Here is a 16,964-nt window from a genome sequence, read left to right as displayed (position 1 = left end):
AGCAAAGGAATATGACGATGGACAAGATGAAAGATGTGGCACTGCTGGTGGGTCGTGTACTGCTGGCGCTGATGTTCGTGATGGCTGGCTGGGGCAAGATCGGCGGTTACGCCGGTACCCAGGGTTACATGGAAGCCATGGGCGTGCCCGGGTTCATGCTGCCCCTGGTGATCCTGCTGGAGCTGGGTGGCGGTCTTGCCATCATGCTGGGCCTGTTTACCCGCAGCCTCTCCGTGTTGCTGGCCGGTTTCACCCTGATGGCCGCCTTCATCTTCCACTATCAGCCTGCCGAGCAGATGCAGATGCTGATGTTCATGAAGAACGTCTCCGTGGCCGGTGGTTTCCTGGCCCTGGCGGCGGCCGGTGCAGGGGCTTTCAGCCTGGATGCCCGCCTCGGCAAGCACTGGTAATACCCTGACGTTTCAAGTTTTCCAACGCCTTTTGGCCGGTGCCCTGCACCGGCTTTTTTGTGCCCGCTTCCCGGGGATGTCATCTGTGTGACGGCGCGCAGTCCGGAGGCCACAAGTGCCTTTTGCATCTTATCCCCCGATCCCCGACAATCCCGATTCGCGTGCCGTGACGGGAATGCCAGAGAGTGCCCCCCCGCGCACCCCCTCTTCATGAAATTGGCGGGAGTCGTCCATGTTTACCCTCTACCACTCCAATCAGCTGGACCTGCTCAAAGAGCTGCTGGTGAGCCGCATCCGGCAGGCTCCGCTCTCCCACCCCTTCGATCGGGAGCAGATCCTGGTGCAGAGTCCCGGCATGGCCCAGTGGCTCAAGCTGGAGCTGGCCAAGGCGTTCGGCATCGCCGCCAACATCGACTTTCCCCTGCCCGCGAGTTTCATCTGGGAGATGTTCACCCGGGTGCTGGCGGACGTGCCGCGCCAGAGCCCCTACAACAAGGGGGCCATGAGCTGGCACCTGATGACCATTCTGCCCACTCTGCTCGGCAGACCCGCCTTTGCGCCCCTCGCGGCCTATCTGGGGGGCAGTGACGGGGCGGCGCCGGAGCAGGTGCGGCTCTGGCAGCTCTGCCAGAAGGTGGCGGATCTGTTCGACCAGTATCTGGTCTACCGGCCGGACTGGATCGCCCGCTGGGAAGAGGGGGAAGGATTGAGCCAGGAGCTGGCCGGAGTGAGCGGTCAGGATTGGCAGCCCGAGCTCTGGCGCGAGCTGGTGGCCCGCACCCTGGCCCTCAGCCCCAGCGGCTACCACCGCGCCAACCTCTACGAGGCCTTCATCCACGAGCTGGAACGCACCCGGGATCTGCCGGGCAGGCTGCCGCAACGGGTCTTCGTGTTCGGCATCTCGGCCCTGCCGCCCCGCTATGTGGAGGCACTGCTGGCCCTCGGCAGCCGCCCCGAGGTGGAGGTACACCTGTTTGTGACCAACCCCTGCCGCTACTACTGGGGGGACTTGCTCGATCGCAAGACCCTGGCGCGCCTCGAAAACAAGCTCAAGCCCGGCACGGATCTCGAGACCCTGCAGGGCCCCGCCAACCCCTTGCTCGCCTCCATGGGCAAGCTGGGGCGCGACTACCTGCACCAGCTGATGGAGCTGGAGGTGCCGCAGATCGAGGCCTTCGTCGACATCGAGGATCGCGACGATGAGGGCAAGGTCACCTTGCTGCGGGCCATCCAGAAAGACGTGCTGGAGCTGGCGGAACGGGGGGCCGGCGAGTTCAATCTCGATGCCAGCCACCACAAGAGCCCTGTCAGCCTGGATGACGGCACCCTGCAGATCCACGCCTGCCACGGCCCCATGCGGGAGCTCGAGGTGCTGCACGACCGGCTGCTGGCCCTGTTCGAGCAGGATCCCACCCTCACCCCCAAAGACGTGGTGGTGATGATGCCGGACGTCAACAGCTACGGCCCCTACATCCAGGCCGTCTTTGGCAAGGAGGGCGGCAAGGGGCGGGGCGGGGCCCGCGGCCAGATCCCCTTTGCGATCTCCGATCGGGCGGCGAGCCAGGAGAGCCCGCTGCTGCAAAGTTTCCTCGCCCTGCTCAGGCTGCCGAACGCCCGCTTCGGGGCGGGGGAGCTGCTCGCCATCCTGGAGGTGCCCGCCGTGCTGCGCCGCTTCGAGCTGGACGACGACGAGTTCAACGTGCTGCGGCGCTGGGTGCAGGAGACCGGCATCCGCTGGGGGCTGGATGACGACTATCCCGAGCGCTTCGCGCTGCCGCGTCTGTCCGGCAACAGTTGGCTGTTCGGCCTGAGGCGCATGCTGCTGGGCTTTGCCATGGGGGACGGGGAGCCGGTGGCGGGGATCCTGCCCTATGCGGACATCGAGGGGCAGCAGGGGCTGATCCTCGGCAAGCTCGCCTGGTTCGTCGACTCCCTGGCGGAGTTTCTGCCCCGGCTGCAACAGGCGCAGCCGCTGGCCGAATGGCACGCCTGCCTGCTGGCGCTGCTGGAGCGCTTCTATCTCGCCGACGAGGATGAAGAGCGCCAGCTCCAGCTCATCCGCAGCCAGCTCACCGACTGGCAGGCCCAGCTCGGCGAGGCCCGCTTCGAGCAGGCCATCAGTGCCGACCTGTTGCAGGACTACCTCGGCAGCGTGCTGGGGGAGTCCCGCTCCAGCCAGCGCTTCCTCGCCGGTCAGGTCAACTTCTGCACCCTGATGCCGATGCGCTCCATTCCCTTCCGCCAGGTCTGCCTGCTCGGCATGAACGACGGCGTCTACCCGCGCACCCTGCCCCCCATGGGCTTCGATCTGATGGCGGTGGCCTCGCGGCGCGGGGACCGATCCCGCCGGGATGACGACCGCTACCTCTTCCTTGAGGCGCTCCTCAGTGCCCAGCAGGGGCTCTACATCAGCTATCAGGGGTTCAGCGCCCAGGACAACAGCGAGAAGGTGCCCTCCGTGCTGCTGGCGGAGCTCATCGACTACGTGCGCCAGGGCTTCGTGCTGGCGGGGGATGAAGATCTCGACGATGACACCTCGGGCCAGCGGCTGCTCGAACACCTGATCGTGGCGCACCCCCTCACCCCCTACAGTCCGGCCTACTTTTACCCCGAGCCCGGCTCCGGTCTCTTCACCTATGCCGCCGACTGGCTGCCGGCCCTGAGCCCGGAGCGGGGGGCCGCCAACTTCCAGAGCGGCGATCTGCCCCTGCCTGCTGAGTGGGGCAGGGAGCAGGGGCTGGAGCTGGCGGAGCTGCTGCGCTTCTATCGCCAGCCAGCCAGGTACTTCCTCAACCGCCGCCTCAAGGTGTGGTTCGAGCTGGAGGAGGCGACCATCGAAGACAGCGAGCCCTTCGAGCTGGACGGCCTGCAGCATTATCAGCTCAAGGCGCTGCTGCTGGATGCCCATCTGACCGAAGGGGAGAGCGAGGCCCGTCGCCATCGGCTGCAACTCTCCGGCCTGTTGCCGCAAGGGTGGTTCGGCAGCCTGCTGCTGGAGGAGATCGACGGCGAGATGGGCAAGCTGGCGGCGCGGCTGCGCCCCTGGACGGGGGACAAACAGGCGGTGGAGATCGACATCGCCCTGGCCCAGGGGCAGCTTCAGGGCTGGATAGACACCCAGAAGGGACGAGCGCTGGTGGTCAAACCCGGCAGCTTCAACGGCAAGGATCTGCTGCTGGCCTGGATCCAGCACCTTTGCCTCTCATTGAGCAGCGCCCCCGGCGATACCCTGTTGTTCGATGCCAAACAGAGTCTGCGGCTGCCAAGGCTTGCGGCGGACGAGGCGCGGCCCAGGTTGGCGGCCCTGGTGGCCCTCTGGACCCAGGGGATGAAGCGGCCGCTGCCCTTCTTCCCGAGCACCGCCTGGGAGTGGTTCAAGGGGATCGAGAAGGATCCGGCAAAGCCGGAGGAGGCCGACAAGGCGGCACTTGCCCGCTTCAACGGCGGCTACATGGTGACGGGAGAGGGGCAGGACGTCTATGTCGCCCGCTGCTTCCCCGAACTCGATGACGAGGTGCTGGCCCAGTTGCAGGGGTTGGCCCGTGAACACCTGACCCCGCTCCATCAGGCGCTGGAGGAGTTGCAATAATGGCTAACCCGCTCAATCCCCTGCGTTTTCCCCTCTATGGCGAGCGGCTGATCGAGGCCTCCGCCGGGACCGGCAAGACCTATACCATCGCGGGCCTCTATCTGCGCCTCTTGCTGGGCCACGGCCCGGTTATCGAACAAGCAGGCGAGGAGGGGGGAGACGCCGGTCAGCCCTGTGCCCACGAGCGGCCCCTGTCGGTGACCGAGATCCTGGTGGTGACCTTTACCGAGGCGGCCACCGCCGAACTGAGGGGGCGGATCCGCGCCCGCATCCACGAGGCGCGCCTCGCCTTTATGCGCGGTCACAGCACGGATACCCTGCTGGCCCAACTGCTGGTGGAGGTGGAGGATCACGACCTAGCGGCCCGTCGCCTGCTGGCCGCCGAGCGGCAGATGGACGAGGCGGCGGTCTTCACCATCCACGGCTTCTGCCAGCGGATGCTCAGGCAGAACGCCTTCGAGTCGGGCGCCCTCTTTGAAACCGAATTTTTGACCGACGACAGCCGGCTCCGGCTGCAGGCGGTGAGTGACTACTGGCGCGCCGAGTTCTATCCGGTGGATCAGCCCCTGGCCCGGGCGGTGCGAAGGCTCTGGCCGAGCCCCGCCGCCCTGCTGCGGGAGATGGGGAGCTGGCTCGACAACGACGAGCTGGAGATCCGCCCGGTGGCGGGGGACGAGACCCTGGCGGCGCGGCACAGCGTCGCCATGGCCCGCATCGGGGCGGTGAAAGCCGGGTGGCTGGCGCAGACGGACGAGATCCGCCGCCAGACCGAGGGGCAGATCAGCCGTTACACCGGCAAGAACTACGAGGGCTGGCTTGCCAAGATTGGCGACTGGGCGCAGGACGAGGCCAGCGGCTACGTCCTGCCCAAGGAGCTGGAGCGCTTCGGCCAGCAGGCGCTGGAGGAGAACCTCAAGAAGGGGGGAACGGTGCCCACCCTGCCGCTCTTTGGCGAGATAGACGCCCTGCTGGCGAGCCGACCCGGCATCCGGGATCTCGTCTTGCAGCGGGCGGCCAGGGTGGTGCGCAGCCGGATGCAGGAGAGCAAGCGCCAGGCCCATCAGCTCTCCTTCGACGATCTGCTGCGGGATCTCGACGGGGCGCTCGGCTCGGGCCTGGGGGAGCGGCTGTGCGAGCGCATCCGCGCCACCTACCGGGTCGCCATGATCGATGAATTCCAGGATACCGACCCCCAGCAGTACCGCATCTTCCATCGCCTTTACGGCGGTCACCAGGACACGGCGCTCCTGATGATCGGCGACCCCAAGCAGGCCATCTACGGCTTTCGTGGCGCCGACATCTTTACCTACATCCAGGCGCGGCGAAATGTGAGCGCCCACTACACCCTGGGGCGCAACTGGCGCTCAAGCCGCGCCCTGGTGGCGGCGGTCAACGGCCTGTTCGAGCGGGCGAAGGATCCCTTCATCTACGAGGCGGACATCCCCTTCCTGCCGGTGGAGGCGCAGGGCAAGAGCCGGGCACTGCTGATCGAGGGGCAGACCGCCCCCGTGCTGCACTGCTGGCAGCTCACCGGTCAGCCCACCTTCAACAAGGGGGAGTACCAGAGCAGGATGGCCCGCGCCACGGCGGCGGAGATCCATCGCCTGCTCACGCTGGCCCGGGAGGGCAAGGCGATGCTCGGCAGCGAGCCGGTCAGGGCCGGGGATATCGCCGTGCTGGTGCGCACCGGCGCCGAGGGCAAGCTGGTGCAGCAGGAGCTGGCGCGCCTTGCCATCGCCTCCGTCTATCTGTCGAACCGCGAGAGCGTGCTGGCCCAGGTGGAGGCGCGGGAGATCCTGCTGATCCTGCACGCCTGCCAGAACCCGAGCGATGAGCGAAGCCTGCGGGCGGCGCTCGCCACCGGCCTGTTCGATCTCGATGCCAGGGCCCTGGACGCGCTGGCCTCTGACGAGCGAGCCTGGGAGAGCGCGGTGCAGGAGTTCATGGGATACCGCGCGGTCTGGCATCGCCACGGGGTGCTGGCCATGCTGCGGGCCCTGATGCACGGGCGCAACCTCGCCGCCTCCTTGCTGGCGAGCTCCTACGGGGAGCGGCGGCTGACCAACTTCCTCCATCTCGGCGAACTGCTGCAACAGGCGAGCGGCGAGCTGGACGGGGAGTACGCCCTGCTGCGCTGGCTCGGGGAGGCGGTGAGCCAGCCCAACGGCCAGGACGGGGAGCAGATACTTCGCCTGGAGTCCGAGCGCAAGCTGGTGCAGATCGTCACCATCCACAAATCCAAGGGGCTGGAGTACCCGCTGGTCTTCCTGCCGTTCATTTGCAGCCACCGCGCCGCCGACACCCCCCTGTTCCACGAAACGGGGGAGGCGGGCAATCGCACCGTGCTCGATCTCACCGGCGCCGAGGAGTCCCTGGCCGAGGCCGACAAGGAGCGCCTCGCCGAAGACTTGCGCCTGCTCTACGTGGCCCTGACCCGGGGGGTCTATGCCACCTGGCTCGGGCTGGCGCCGGTGCGCTCCGGGGCGGGCAAGTCGGAGAAGACCGACCTGCACCGCACCGCCATCGGCTACCTGCTGCAAAAGGGGGAGGAGGGGGACGCCGGGACACTGGCGACCGCCCTCACCGACCTGGCCCAGGCCCTGCCGAGGGTGGCCGTCGGTGAGCCCTCGCTCACCCGCCCGGCCCCGCTGCCCGCCGAAGCGGAGAAGCCGGGGGAGCCCAGCGTGCGCGCGTTCCAGGGGCAGCTTGAGCGGGACTGGTGGATCAGCTCCTACTCCGGGCTGGCGGCCCAGGGGAACGGCCACGGCAAGGGGGTCTTGGCGAACCCCGGCTTCGATGACGAAGTCGTGACCGAATCCGCCAGTGCCGAGGCGGTGGAAGAGGCGCCAGCGCCCTCCATCTTCACCTTCCCGAAAGGGGCGCGTCCCGGCACCCTGCTCCACAGCCTGTTCGAGACCATCGATTTTCAGAGCGCCGCTGGCGAGTCGTTGACAGAGCATATTGCCACCCTGCTGGCGCAAGATGGCTTCGACGAGAGCTGGGCCGAGGTGTTGCAACGGCAGGTGGAAGCGGTGCTCGATACGCCCCTTGAAACCGGCCTTGGGGATCCGGTGCGGCTGCGGGACTTGAGCGCGGATCGCAAGCAGGTGGAGCTGGAGTTTTTTCTGCCCATGGGGCGGGTGACGGCACCGGCGCTCACCGCACTCTGCCAGCAGCACGACCCCCTGTCGCGGGGCGGCAAGCCGCTCGGTTTTGCCACCGTGCAGGGGATGCTCAAGGGCTTCATCGACCTGGTGTTCGAGTGGCAGGGGCGCTGGTATCTGCTCGACTACAAATCGAACCACCTTGGTATGAGCCCCGCCGATTACGGCCGCCCGGCCCTGGAGCGGGCCATGGTGGAGCATCGCTACGATCTGCAATACCAGCTCTATTCGCTGGCCCTGCACCGGCTGCTCGCCTTGCGGCTGCCGGGCTACGATTTCGACCGGCATTTTGGCGGGGTCTTCTATCTCTTCCTGCGCGGCATGCCCCAGGGGGGCATTTTCCATGCCCGGCCCAGCCGGGAACTGGTGCAGGGGCTGGACGAGTTGTTTAGTAAAGGTGTGACGTCTGACGATCATCGTTTAGAAAAATCGAACAAGGCAGAGGCATGAGGGGCGAGATGAAGGGCGAAACCATGATAGAGCGGCTGAAAGCCTTGGCGCTGGCGGGGCGCATCCGCCAGCTTGACCTGCAATTCGCCAGGCTGGTGGCCGACCTTGGCGGCAGCCCCGAGCTGGTGCTGGGGGCCGCGCTCGCCTGCCATGAGCTGGGCCGCGGCCACGTCTGCCTGCCGCTGGCGATGCTCGCTCAGGGCGGTGACGGGCAGGGATCCTCGCGCCCCTTCGGGCTGGATCCGGATCAGAGCCGGGATCTGCTGGCGGATCTCGCGGATCCCGCGAGCTGGCCCGCCCTCTTTGCGGCCAGCCCCCTGGTGGGGAGCGAACAGGAGGAGGGGGAGAGCCCCCGCTGGCCCCTGCGGCTCTGGGGGGATCGCCTCTACCTCACCCGCTACCACGACTTTGAGCTGGGGGTGGCCCGCCACCTTGGCGCCTTGAGTGAACGGGCCGAATGGCCGGAGATTGCCCCGGCCCTGTCACGCCTCTTTGCCCGCGACTACGGCCTGGTGTTCGGGGCCCTGCTCAAGGCCCGCCTCGCGCCGGATTTCTCCGTCCGCCACTTTGTGGAGAAGTACCTGGATCTGGTCTTCCCCCATGAGGTGGAGTGGCCGGCCGTGGAGACCCTGCTAAAGAGCGCCCAGGCGGCCAGCGAGCTGGAGCGGCTGGATACCCTGGTGCCCGAGGCGCTCTGCTGCAACGGCCAGAAGCTGGCGGCGGCCACGGCGGCGGCGCGCCCCTTCGCGGTCATCTCCGGCGGCCCCGGCACCGGCAAGACCACCACGGTGGCCAAGCTCCTCGCCATCCTGGTGGAGACCGGCCTGCAAGGGGGCAAGGCCCCGGCGATCCGGCTGGTAGCCCCCACCGGCAAGGCGGCGGCGCGCCTCACCGAGAGTATCGGCGCGGCCCTGCAGGCCCTGGATCTGCCCCCCGAGTGGGTACAGGCCATCCCCACGGAGGCGGGCACCCTGCACCGGCTGCTTGGGGTCATTCCGGGGCGCAGCCAGTTCCGCCATCACAGAGGCAACCCGCTGCACCTCGACCTGCTGGTGGTGGACGAGGCCTCCATGGTGGACCTGCCCATGATGGCGCGCCTGCTGGACGCGCTGCCCCGCCATGCCCGCCTGATCCTGCTCGGTGACAAGGATCAGCTCGCCTCGGTGGAGGCGGGGGCCGTGCTCGGGGATATCTGCAGCTTTATCGAACAGGGCATCAGCCCAGCGCAGGCGGATTGGCTCTCCCGCCAGACCGGCTATCGCCTGCAAGGCACGCCAGCGGGGGCCAGCGTGCGCGACAGCCTCTGTTTGCTCTCCAAGAGCTGGCGCTTTGACCAGCATTCGGGCATCGGCCAGTTGGCGCGGGCCTGCAACAGCGGCGACGGGGCGGCGGTGGAGGCGGTCTGGGGCGCAGGATTTGGCGACATCCGCCTGCACCCCTGGGCGGGGGAGGCTTACAACGCCCTGATTGCCGAGGGCGTGGCCGGTTATGGCAGCTACCTCAAGGCGGCCCGGGCCGGCGAGGATCCGGCGGCGGTGTTCAAGGCGTTCAACGGCTTCCAGATCCTCTGCGCCCTGCGGGACGGCCCCTTCGGGGTGATGGGGCTCAACGAGCGGCTCGAACTGGCCCTCGCCAAGGCAGGGCTGATCCAGCGTGACGGCGACTGGTATGCGGGCCGCCCGGTGATGGTGGTGCGCAACGACCACGGGGTCGGCCTCTACAACGGCGACATGGGGCTCTGCCTGCCCGATGACACCGGGCGCCTCAAGGTGTGGTTCGAGCAGCCGGACGGCACCCTGCGGGCCCTGCTGCCCAGCCGGTTGCCCCCCCATGAGACGGTCTACGCCATGACCATCCACAAATCCCAGGGGTCGGAGTTTGCCCATACCGTGCTGGTGCTGCCCGACAGCCCCAGCCCGCTCCTGACCCGCGAGCTGGTCTACACCGGCATCACCCGCGCCAAGGCCCGCCTCGATCTCTACGGCGATCGCGCCCTGCTGGCACAGGCGGTGCGGAAAAAGACCGAGCGTTATTCCGGATTGGCGGATAGGTTGAGGGAGTGATTGTGGTTAGCAGGCGTAATTGCCTGCTAACCACATGATTGAAGTTAATTTTTCTTAGGTGGTGGAGGTGGTGTTGGCGATGGCTTTTCATATCTTGTTGGGGGTGGTGGATTTCTACTGTTCTTTTGTGTATCTGGGCCTGGATATGGTTTTTTATCAGACATAAATCACCATCACTTTTTAGTTGGGGTTGGAGGGGTTGGTGTTGGTTTTGGTTTTACATAATTTGATGGCGGTGGTGGATTTTTTCCTGATTTTTCAACGGGCTTTTTATGGTCATTGCTCATTAAAATTACCCTCTTTCAAAAACTCAACGAATTCTATTTCTTCGGCCTTTATTACTATAAATTGTGCGCTCGACATAGGGATATACTCACCATCTTCTGATATCCACTCTGGATTTTGTAGAACAATATGACCTTTGGATGGGTCTGATGGCCACACACTAGGCCAACCAAAAATTCTTCGTCCATCCTTTAGGTCTAAAATTACAAATGATGTCACACTATTAAATATGTCCTCCCACTCGCTATTAAATGATGACTGGTTAGTTATTTTTAATTTTTGTAGGAGCCCATGAAACTTAGAGTTGTTTGTGTAATAAGACAGAACTAAGCCCAACAGAAATGCAAGTATGATCGAAGTCGCTAGCTCTTTCCCTGTAGACCATTCAAAAACTTTATAAAAGCTGCCAATATAGATAGTTATTTCTTTGAATGAATCAGAAAGAACCTTAACCAATAGTGTGAAAATTAAAGCTTGTATTACTCTTTCGAACTGAGATTGTTTAGGATATGCGGTTAATGCGTGGAAAACCCATGCAGTTAAAAAGCCAGGTAATAGCTGTCTCAATAATTCTAGTAACTCAGAACTAATATCCATATCTTCAAGCTCTTGGCTATATTGTGGTTTTTATGATTTATTTATAAGGCAGTATCACCAAAAAATACTTGATGAGTCAATATGTATTTATATGAAAATGTTAGTTTTTCATTTCTTATATGCGGAATTATAAAATTTTTCGAATTGTCTATATCGCCTGTGTTGTGTTTCATTGGTTCAGCATCAACTGTATCGGCCATATAGGTTATGACTGAACGAAGCGAAGCCCAACGTTTACCGCGAACTCTTTTTTCCTGCCCCTCATCCCCAACCCTTCTCCCGGAAGGGGAGAAGGGAGCAATGCCGTTACCGCTGTCCGATTACGCTTCGCTAATCGAACCTACGTAGCTGCTACCTCGATTATTTGATTCGTCCAGACAGGGGCCGCTTGATTGCTCCTCCCCCTACCAAGGGGGAGGCGGGGAGGGGGTCATGGCCCCATCCGTCAATCGGCACGGCATACCCCGACTCTCCCCTTGCAAAGGGGAGGGGGCAAAGCAGGTGGTTCACCGGCTGCGTGGCAGAGTGGCATCACTCGAACCGTCCTCCTGCCTTCAGGGGCGCCGAGCCGCCAAAAAAACGGGGCCCGGGGTGTCCCCCGGGCCCCACATCCGATGGCCGTGTCAGATGCTGGATTTGACGCTGACGAACTCGGGGTAGGCATCGATGCCGCACTCGTGGACATCCACACCCATCATCTCTTCCTCTTCGCTGACCCGCAGGCCCATGGTGGCCTTGAGCAGGCTCCAGACCACGAGGGAGACGACAAAGACCCAGCCGAAGATGGTGGCAGCACCCAGCAATTGGGCACCGAAGGTGGCGCTCGTGTTGGAGAAGGGCACCACCATCAGGCCGAACAGGCCGCAGACGCCGTGTACCGAGATGGCACCGACCGGATCATCGATCTTCAGGCGATCGAAGGCGACGATGGCGTAGACCACCAGGGCACCGGCCAGGGCGCCGATCAGGCTGGCGAACAGCGGGCTGGGGGAGGCCGGGTCGGCGGTGATGGCGACCAGACCACCGAGGGCGCCGTTGAGGATCATGGTGAGATCCGCCTTGCCCCAGGTGAGCTTGCTGACCAGCAGGGCGCCGACCACACCGGCGGCCGCGGCGGCGTTGGTGTTGACGAACACGGTGCCGATGGCGGTGGCGTCAGCGGCGCTGGAGAGCGCCAGTTGGGAGCCACCGTTGAAGCCGAACCAGCCCATCCAGAGGATCAGGGTGCCCAGGGTCGCGAGCGGCAGGTTGGAGCCGGGGATGGGGTAGATCTCTCCTTGCTTGCCATATTTGCCGCGACGGGGGCCGAGCAGCAGCACGGCGGCCAGGGCAGCGGCAGCGCCCGCCATGTGGACGATGCCGGAGCCTGCGAAGTCGGAGAAGCCCGCCTCTTTCAGGAAGCCGCCACCCCAGCTCCAGTAGCCTTCCACGGGGTAGATGAAGCCGGTCATCACCACGCAGAACAGCAGGAAGGACCAGAGCTTCATCCGCTCTGCCACCGCACCTGAAATGATGGAGGTGGCGGTGGCGACGAACACCACCTGGAAGAAGAAGTCGGAGTGCAGGGAGTGGCCCGCGTCGTCCGCCTGGCTGCCCATCAGGCTGCCAAAGCTCGGCAGCCAGCCGCCGGCGCTGTTGTCCACGTACATGATGTTGTAGCCGACCAGCAGGAACATGATGCAGGCGATGGCATAGAGCAGGATGTTCTTGGTCAGGATCTCGGTGGTGTTCTTGGCGCGGACCAGGCCGGCTTCGAGCATGGCGAACCCGGCGGCCATCCACATGACGAGCACGCCGGAGATCAGCAGGTAGAAGGTGTCGAGTGCATAGCGCAGCTCACTGACGGATGTGATCAACTCTTCCATGTCGTATTCCTCAGTTCCAGTCGTATCAAAGGGCGTCTGCGTCGGTCTCGCCGGTGCGGATGCGCACGGCGGCCTGCAGGTCATAAACGAAGATCTTGCCGTCACCTATCTTGCCGGTGTGGGCGGCCTTGCTGATGGCTTCGATGATCTGCTCGACGTTGTCGGCCAGGGTGGCGATCTCCAGCTTTACCTTGGGCAGGAAATCCACCTGGTATTCGGCACCCCGGTACAGCTCGGTGTGCCCCTTCTGGCGGCCAAACCCCTTGACCTCGGAAACCGTCAGCCCCTCGACGCCGAGGTTGGCGATGGCTTCGCGCACGTCGTCGAGTTTGAACGGCTTGATGATGGCGGTGATTAATTTCATGCAATATCCCCAATCCTTGTGGTTCACCCAGATAAAGGCAAATATTGCGCCAGAAAAGTATTTTTCTTTTTATTCATGCACTTACTTATTAATCGCAGTCCTGGTCAGCGAGGCTTGCCCAATATGGGCAGGGCTGCGCCAAAGGTGTGCACCGCCGTGGTGCAATCTGGCCGGCAGAAGAACGGAAGGGAGCGTGACGGCGCGCAAGACTCGAAAGTGTGCGGGCTGCTACTGTTGTTCAACAAGAGAGCAACCTGGCCGATAACCCGTCATGACGGGGTGTCGAGGCCAGTCGCCCCCTTGAAGGCTCGACCGGCAGGCCCGGTTTTCCCGCCAGGTCAACAAGCGGATCCGTGCCGCCGAGTAGCAGAACAAGGAAGGTTTTCATGCTGCATGACAATGAGATGACAAGGCAACCGGCCCTCGACGAGGCCGTGATGAGCGGCATGCTAGAGGTCGTGAGCGACGGTCTCTGGGACTGGAATGCCAACACCGGCTATGTCCATCGCTATCCCGGCTGGTATCAGATGCTGGGGTATGAGCCCCACTCCCTCGATAACACCGTCTTCACCTGGGAGAACCTGATCCACCCGGACGATCTGGCGCAGGTCATGGAGAGCTTCGATGCCTGCCTGAGCGGGCGGGCGGCGGACTACCGGGCCGAATACCGCTGCCGTTGCCGTAACGGTGACTACCTCTGGGTGGCGGATTGTGGCCGCATCGTCGCACGCAACCCGGACGGCAGTGTCGCCAGGATGGTGGGGGCACACCGCAACATCCACGCCCAGCGGGAACTCTACGCCAGGCTGGAGCTGCAAAACCGCACCCTGGAGCAGCAGGTGGCGCAGCGTACCGCCGAACTGGAGCGGCTCAACCAGGCATTGCAGTTCCAGGTGGAGGAAAACCGCCGCCTGGCGGAGACGGACTCCCTGACCGGCGCGGCCAGCCGCTATCGGCTGGAGCAGGCGGTGCGGCTGGAGCATGAGCGCGCCAAGCGCTTCAAGGAGCCCTTTGCCGTGATCGCCATGGACGTGGACGACTTCAAGCAGATCAACGATCGCCATGGCCACGGGGTGGGGGACCAGACCCTGATCGATATCGTGCAGCTGACCCGGGGCTGCATCCGCGAGATCGATCTGCTGGCCCGCTGGGGGGGTGACGAGTTCATGCTGGTGCTTCCCAATACCCGGTTGCCCGACGCCCGGGTGGTGGCCGAAAAGCTGAGGCAGCGCCTGAGTCATGCCAGGGTCAAGGGGATCGAGCCCGTGACCTTGAGTTTCGGGCTGGTGGAGTCCGACCCCGACGAGCAGGTGTCCCACCTGATGGCACGGGTCGACAGGGCGCTCTACCGGGCCAAGCTGGCGGGCAAGGACCAGCTCAGCGGCTGACATGGGCACTGGTCGGAGCCGCTACGGGGCTTTTCCCCCCCCGAATACGGCTTGACCAAGGGATTTTCTTGACTCCAATTCATCCCGCTGGTTTCATGCGCGCTCTTTTCATTCTTGCGAGATGTATCTTCATGAAAAAGTCCTTGCTGATTGCCCTGACCGCCCTGCCTCTGGTTGCCCACGCCGGCCTGATGGATTCCCTGACCGACACCGTGACCAGCAGCGTCACCAGCACCGCCAAAGAGATGGCTGGCAACGCCATGGACACCGCTTCCAACGAAGCGATCAAGAAGGCTCTGGACATCAAGGAAGGTGGCTCCAACAAGCAGGCCATCAAGGACAAGCTGGGCGCCCCGGCCAGCACCAAGACCGACGCCGGTCTGGAAGTGTGGACCTATGACCTGGACGCTCTGAACAAGGCCTCCCCGCTGCTGGCCGAGACCACCAAGTCCCTGCTGAAAGACTCCGAAGTGGCCCAGAAGAACGTGGTCATCAAGTTCGAAGGCGAGACCGTGAAGACCCTGAACCTGGCCAACAAGGCCTGAGTCCTGGCAAGGTGAATGAAAAAGGGGCCCGCGGGCCCCTTTTTGCTGCCTGGCGTTCAGGCTCACACCTTGAAGCGGTGCACCAGTGCCAGCAACTGGCGGTTGGACCCCAGCAGGGTGGCGGCGCTCTGCTCCGTGTTGCCGCCGTTCTCCACCAGGAGGTTCAGCATGTCGCGAATGCTCACCATGTTGCGGTTGATCTCCTCGGTCACCCGGCTCTGCTCCTCGGCAGCGGTGGCGATCTGGCTGCTGAGATCGTGGATCTGCACCACGGCGTCGGCCATGGTGTCGAGGCCGCCGGTGACCTGACCCGTGGTGTCGGCCGCCGCCTGGCAACTGCGCTTGGTCTGCTCCATGGCGACCACGGCCTCGGCGACCCCCTGGGTGAGCCGTGACAACATGCTGCCCACTTCGGCGGTGCTGTTCTGGGTGCGTGCCGCGAGGGCGCGCACCTCGTCGGCCACCACCGCGAAGCCCCGGCCCTGTTCACCGGCCCGGGCCGCCTCGATGGCGGCGTTGAGCGCCAGCAGGTTGGTCTGGGCGGCGATGCCGCCGATCACCCCGAGCACGCTGCCGATCTGCTGGGCATCTTCCTGCATCTCCAGCACCTTGGCGGCGGCGAGATCCACCTCGTCGATGAGGGCCACCACGCTGGCGGAGGCTGACCCCACCACCTTGCGGGAGCTGGCCGCCTGACCGTTGGCGGCCTCGGTGAAGCTGGCGGAGTCGTTGGCGTGGCGGGCAACGCTATCGGCGGTGGAGCTGAGTTCGTTGAGGGCGGTGACGACCTGATCGGTTTCGCTGGCGTGTTCTCCCAGGATCCGCCTGGCCTGCCCGGTCTGCTGATCGAGCTGGGCCAGCTCGCGGGTGATGAGGTCGGTGGCGGCGGTCACCTGCACCATCATCTGTTGCAGGAAGGCGATGAAGCGGTTGACCGACAGGGCGATGTTGTCCAGCTCGTCATGCCCCTTGACCTGGATGCGGGCGGTCAGATCGGCGTCGCCGGCGCTGAGGGCGTCGATGTTGAGCTTGAGGGTCTGCAGGCGGCTGCCAAGCTGGCTGATGGCCAGTACCATGAGCACGAACAGCAGCCCCGCCAGGGGGAGCTGGATGCTCGCCAGGGTGGCGAGCACATCCCGGCTGTCCTGGGTCAGGGTTCGGGTCGGCAGGGCGGCGGCCAGCAGCCAGGGGGTCCCTTCGATGGCCTCCATCAGCAGGGTCTGTTCCTCACCCTGATCCTGGAAGGTGGTGCGAAGCTGCCCCTTGCTCGCATCCTGGCCCAGCAGGCCGCTGATGGCGAGGGCGAAGGGATAGTCGGCGTGGGCGGAGAGGTTGCCGAGCACCACATCCCCGGTCAGACGGGCGTTGCGGCTCAGGATCTTGCCGTCAGCCTCGATGATCATCACCTGACCGCCGATCTCCTGCTCTTTCTTGGCCACCAGGTCGTTGAAGAAGCCCAGGGTGACGTCTATGGTCGACACCCCGTAGAGGGCGCCATCCTGGTAGATCCCCATGGCGCAGTTGGTTCTCGGCTGCTGGCTCGCGCCATCCTTGTAGGCGGCGGCCCAGGCACAGACGCCACGGGGCGCCTGTTGGCCAGCCTTGTGCCAGGGCTGATCGAAATAGTTGGGCGCCTCTGCCGAGTTCCAGTAGGTGTTGGGAATGAGGGCGTTGGACGCATCCCTGTGGAAGAAGGTGCTGAACTTGGCGCGCCCCGCCTCCCGCTTGTCCGGCAGGGGCCAGATGCCGCCACCGAAGACCATGCCGTTGCCGTACTGGTCGATGAGGGCCGGGAGCTGGGCGTCTATCTGCTCGCTCGGCAGTTGTGCCACCAGCTGGGTGATGCTGCGCGACTGGGTCTGGACCCCGTTGAGCTGGTCACGGATATCGGTCGCTATCTCGCCGACTCGCAGCGCCACGTTCTCCTCCCCCGCTTTTTGCAGGGCGGGGGTGATCCAGATCTGGATGCCGATCACCGTCAGGGCGCACACCAGCGCCATGAAGCCCAGAAAAACGGTGGTATAGCGCCCCTTGATTGTGCCCAGATTCCATCCCATAACGACTCCTGTCCACTGTGCCCGGGATCGTGCCCGCGTCTGTTGTGTGAGGGGCCATTATGATTTATTTCGAAAGTAAAACGTTTGTTATCGCTCACATAACATGATGCGGGCAGGCAGGAAAAGGTGAAAAAATTGGGGGGGGAGACAAAAAAAGGGTGGCTTGCGCCACCCTGTCGTTTTCGCC

At 64.1% G+C, this 16,964-nt stretch carries 10 protein-coding genes; 6 read left to right on the top strand and 4 right to left on the bottom strand.

Annotation, left to right across the window (positions count from 1 at the left end; genetic code table 11):
* Positions 1–17: 17 nt before the first annotated feature.
* The 4 genes from BGO64_RS10155 to recD all read left to right on the top strand — a co-directional run bounded on the left by BGO64_RS10155 (position 18) and on the right by recD (position 9,676).
* Positions 18–410 (top strand): DoxX family protein, encoded by a 393-nt coding sequence (locus BGO64_RS10155; RefSeq protein WP_010675909.1) that lies wholly within the window; start codon positions 18–20, stop codon positions 408–410.
* 232 nt (positions 411–642) lie between these two features.
* A complete protein-coding gene (gene recC, locus BGO64_RS10150; protein ID WP_286700621.1) occupies positions 643–3,999 on the top strand; it encodes an exodeoxyribonuclease V subunit gamma in 3,357 nt (1,118 codons plus the stop codon).
* Positions 3,999–7,613, top strand: coding sequence for an exodeoxyribonuclease V subunit beta (recB, locus tag BGO64_RS10145; protein WP_286700620.1), 3,615 nt, complete (start codon positions 3,999–4,001; stop codon positions 7,611–7,613). The genes recC and recB overlap by 1 nt, the downstream gene beginning before the upstream one ends.
* Before the next feature lie 8 nt (positions 7,614–7,621).
* Positions 7,622–9,676, top strand: coding sequence for an exodeoxyribonuclease V subunit alpha (gene recD, locus BGO64_RS10140; RefSeq protein ID WP_286700619.1), 2,055 nt, complete (start codon positions 7,622–7,624; stop codon positions 9,674–9,676).
* A gap of 276 nt (positions 9,677–9,952) precedes the next feature.
* Here recD and BGO64_RS10135 read toward each other — a convergent pair whose 3' ends face one another.
* From BGO64_RS10135 to glnK, 3 genes are all read right to left on the bottom strand, one after another.
* Positions 9,953–10,558 carry a DUF6338 family protein gene (locus tag BGO64_RS10135; RefSeq protein ID WP_286700618.1) on the bottom strand — a complete coding sequence of 202 codons (606 nt, stop codon included), beginning with the start codon at positions 10,556–10,558 and terminating at the stop codon, positions 9,953–9,955.
* A 623-nt stretch (positions 10,559–11,181) separates the two neighbouring features.
* Positions 11,182–12,423: an ammonium transporter AmtB gene (locus BGO64_RS10130; protein ID WP_042864817.1), complete on the bottom strand. Its 1,242-nt coding sequence runs from the start codon at positions 12,421–12,423 to the stop codon at positions 11,182–11,184.
* A gap of 25 nt (positions 12,424–12,448) precedes the next feature.
* Entirely contained in the window at positions 12,449–12,787 is a 339-nt protein-coding gene (gene glnK / locus BGO64_RS10125; RefSeq protein ID WP_010675904.1) for a P-II family nitrogen regulator, read from the bottom strand.
* Between the two features lie 386 nt (positions 12,788–13,173).
* Here glnK and BGO64_RS10120 point away from each other — a divergent pair, with 386 nt between their 5' ends.
* A complete protein-coding gene (locus tag BGO64_RS10120) occupies positions 13,174–14,175 on the top strand; it encodes a sensor domain-containing diguanylate cyclase (protein ID WP_048209682.1) in 1,002 nt (333 codons plus the stop codon).
* A gap of 131 nt (positions 14,176–14,306) precedes the next feature.
* Positions 14,307–14,720: a hypothetical protein gene (locus tag BGO64_RS10115; protein WP_010675902.1), complete on the top strand. Its 414-nt coding sequence runs from the start codon at positions 14,307–14,309 to the stop codon at positions 14,718–14,720.
* A 62-nt stretch (positions 14,721–14,782) separates the two neighbouring features.
* On the opposite strand, the gene BGO64_RS10110 is transcribed toward BGO64_RS10115, so the two are convergent.
* Positions 14,783–16,777 (bottom strand): methyl-accepting chemotaxis protein, encoded by a 1,995-nt coding sequence (locus BGO64_RS10110; protein WP_286700617.1) that lies wholly within the window; start codon positions 16,775–16,777, stop codon positions 14,783–14,785.
* Positions 16,778–16,964: the final 187 nt, after the last annotated feature.

It is taken from the genome of Aeromonas sp. 62-46 (assembly GCF_001898585.1).
Lineage (GTDB): Bacteria > Pseudomonadota > Gammaproteobacteria > Enterobacterales > Aeromonadaceae > Aeromonas > Aeromonas caviae.
Note: the sequence above shows the minus strand (reverse complement) of the source record. Positions and strands in the feature narration are given on the sequence as shown.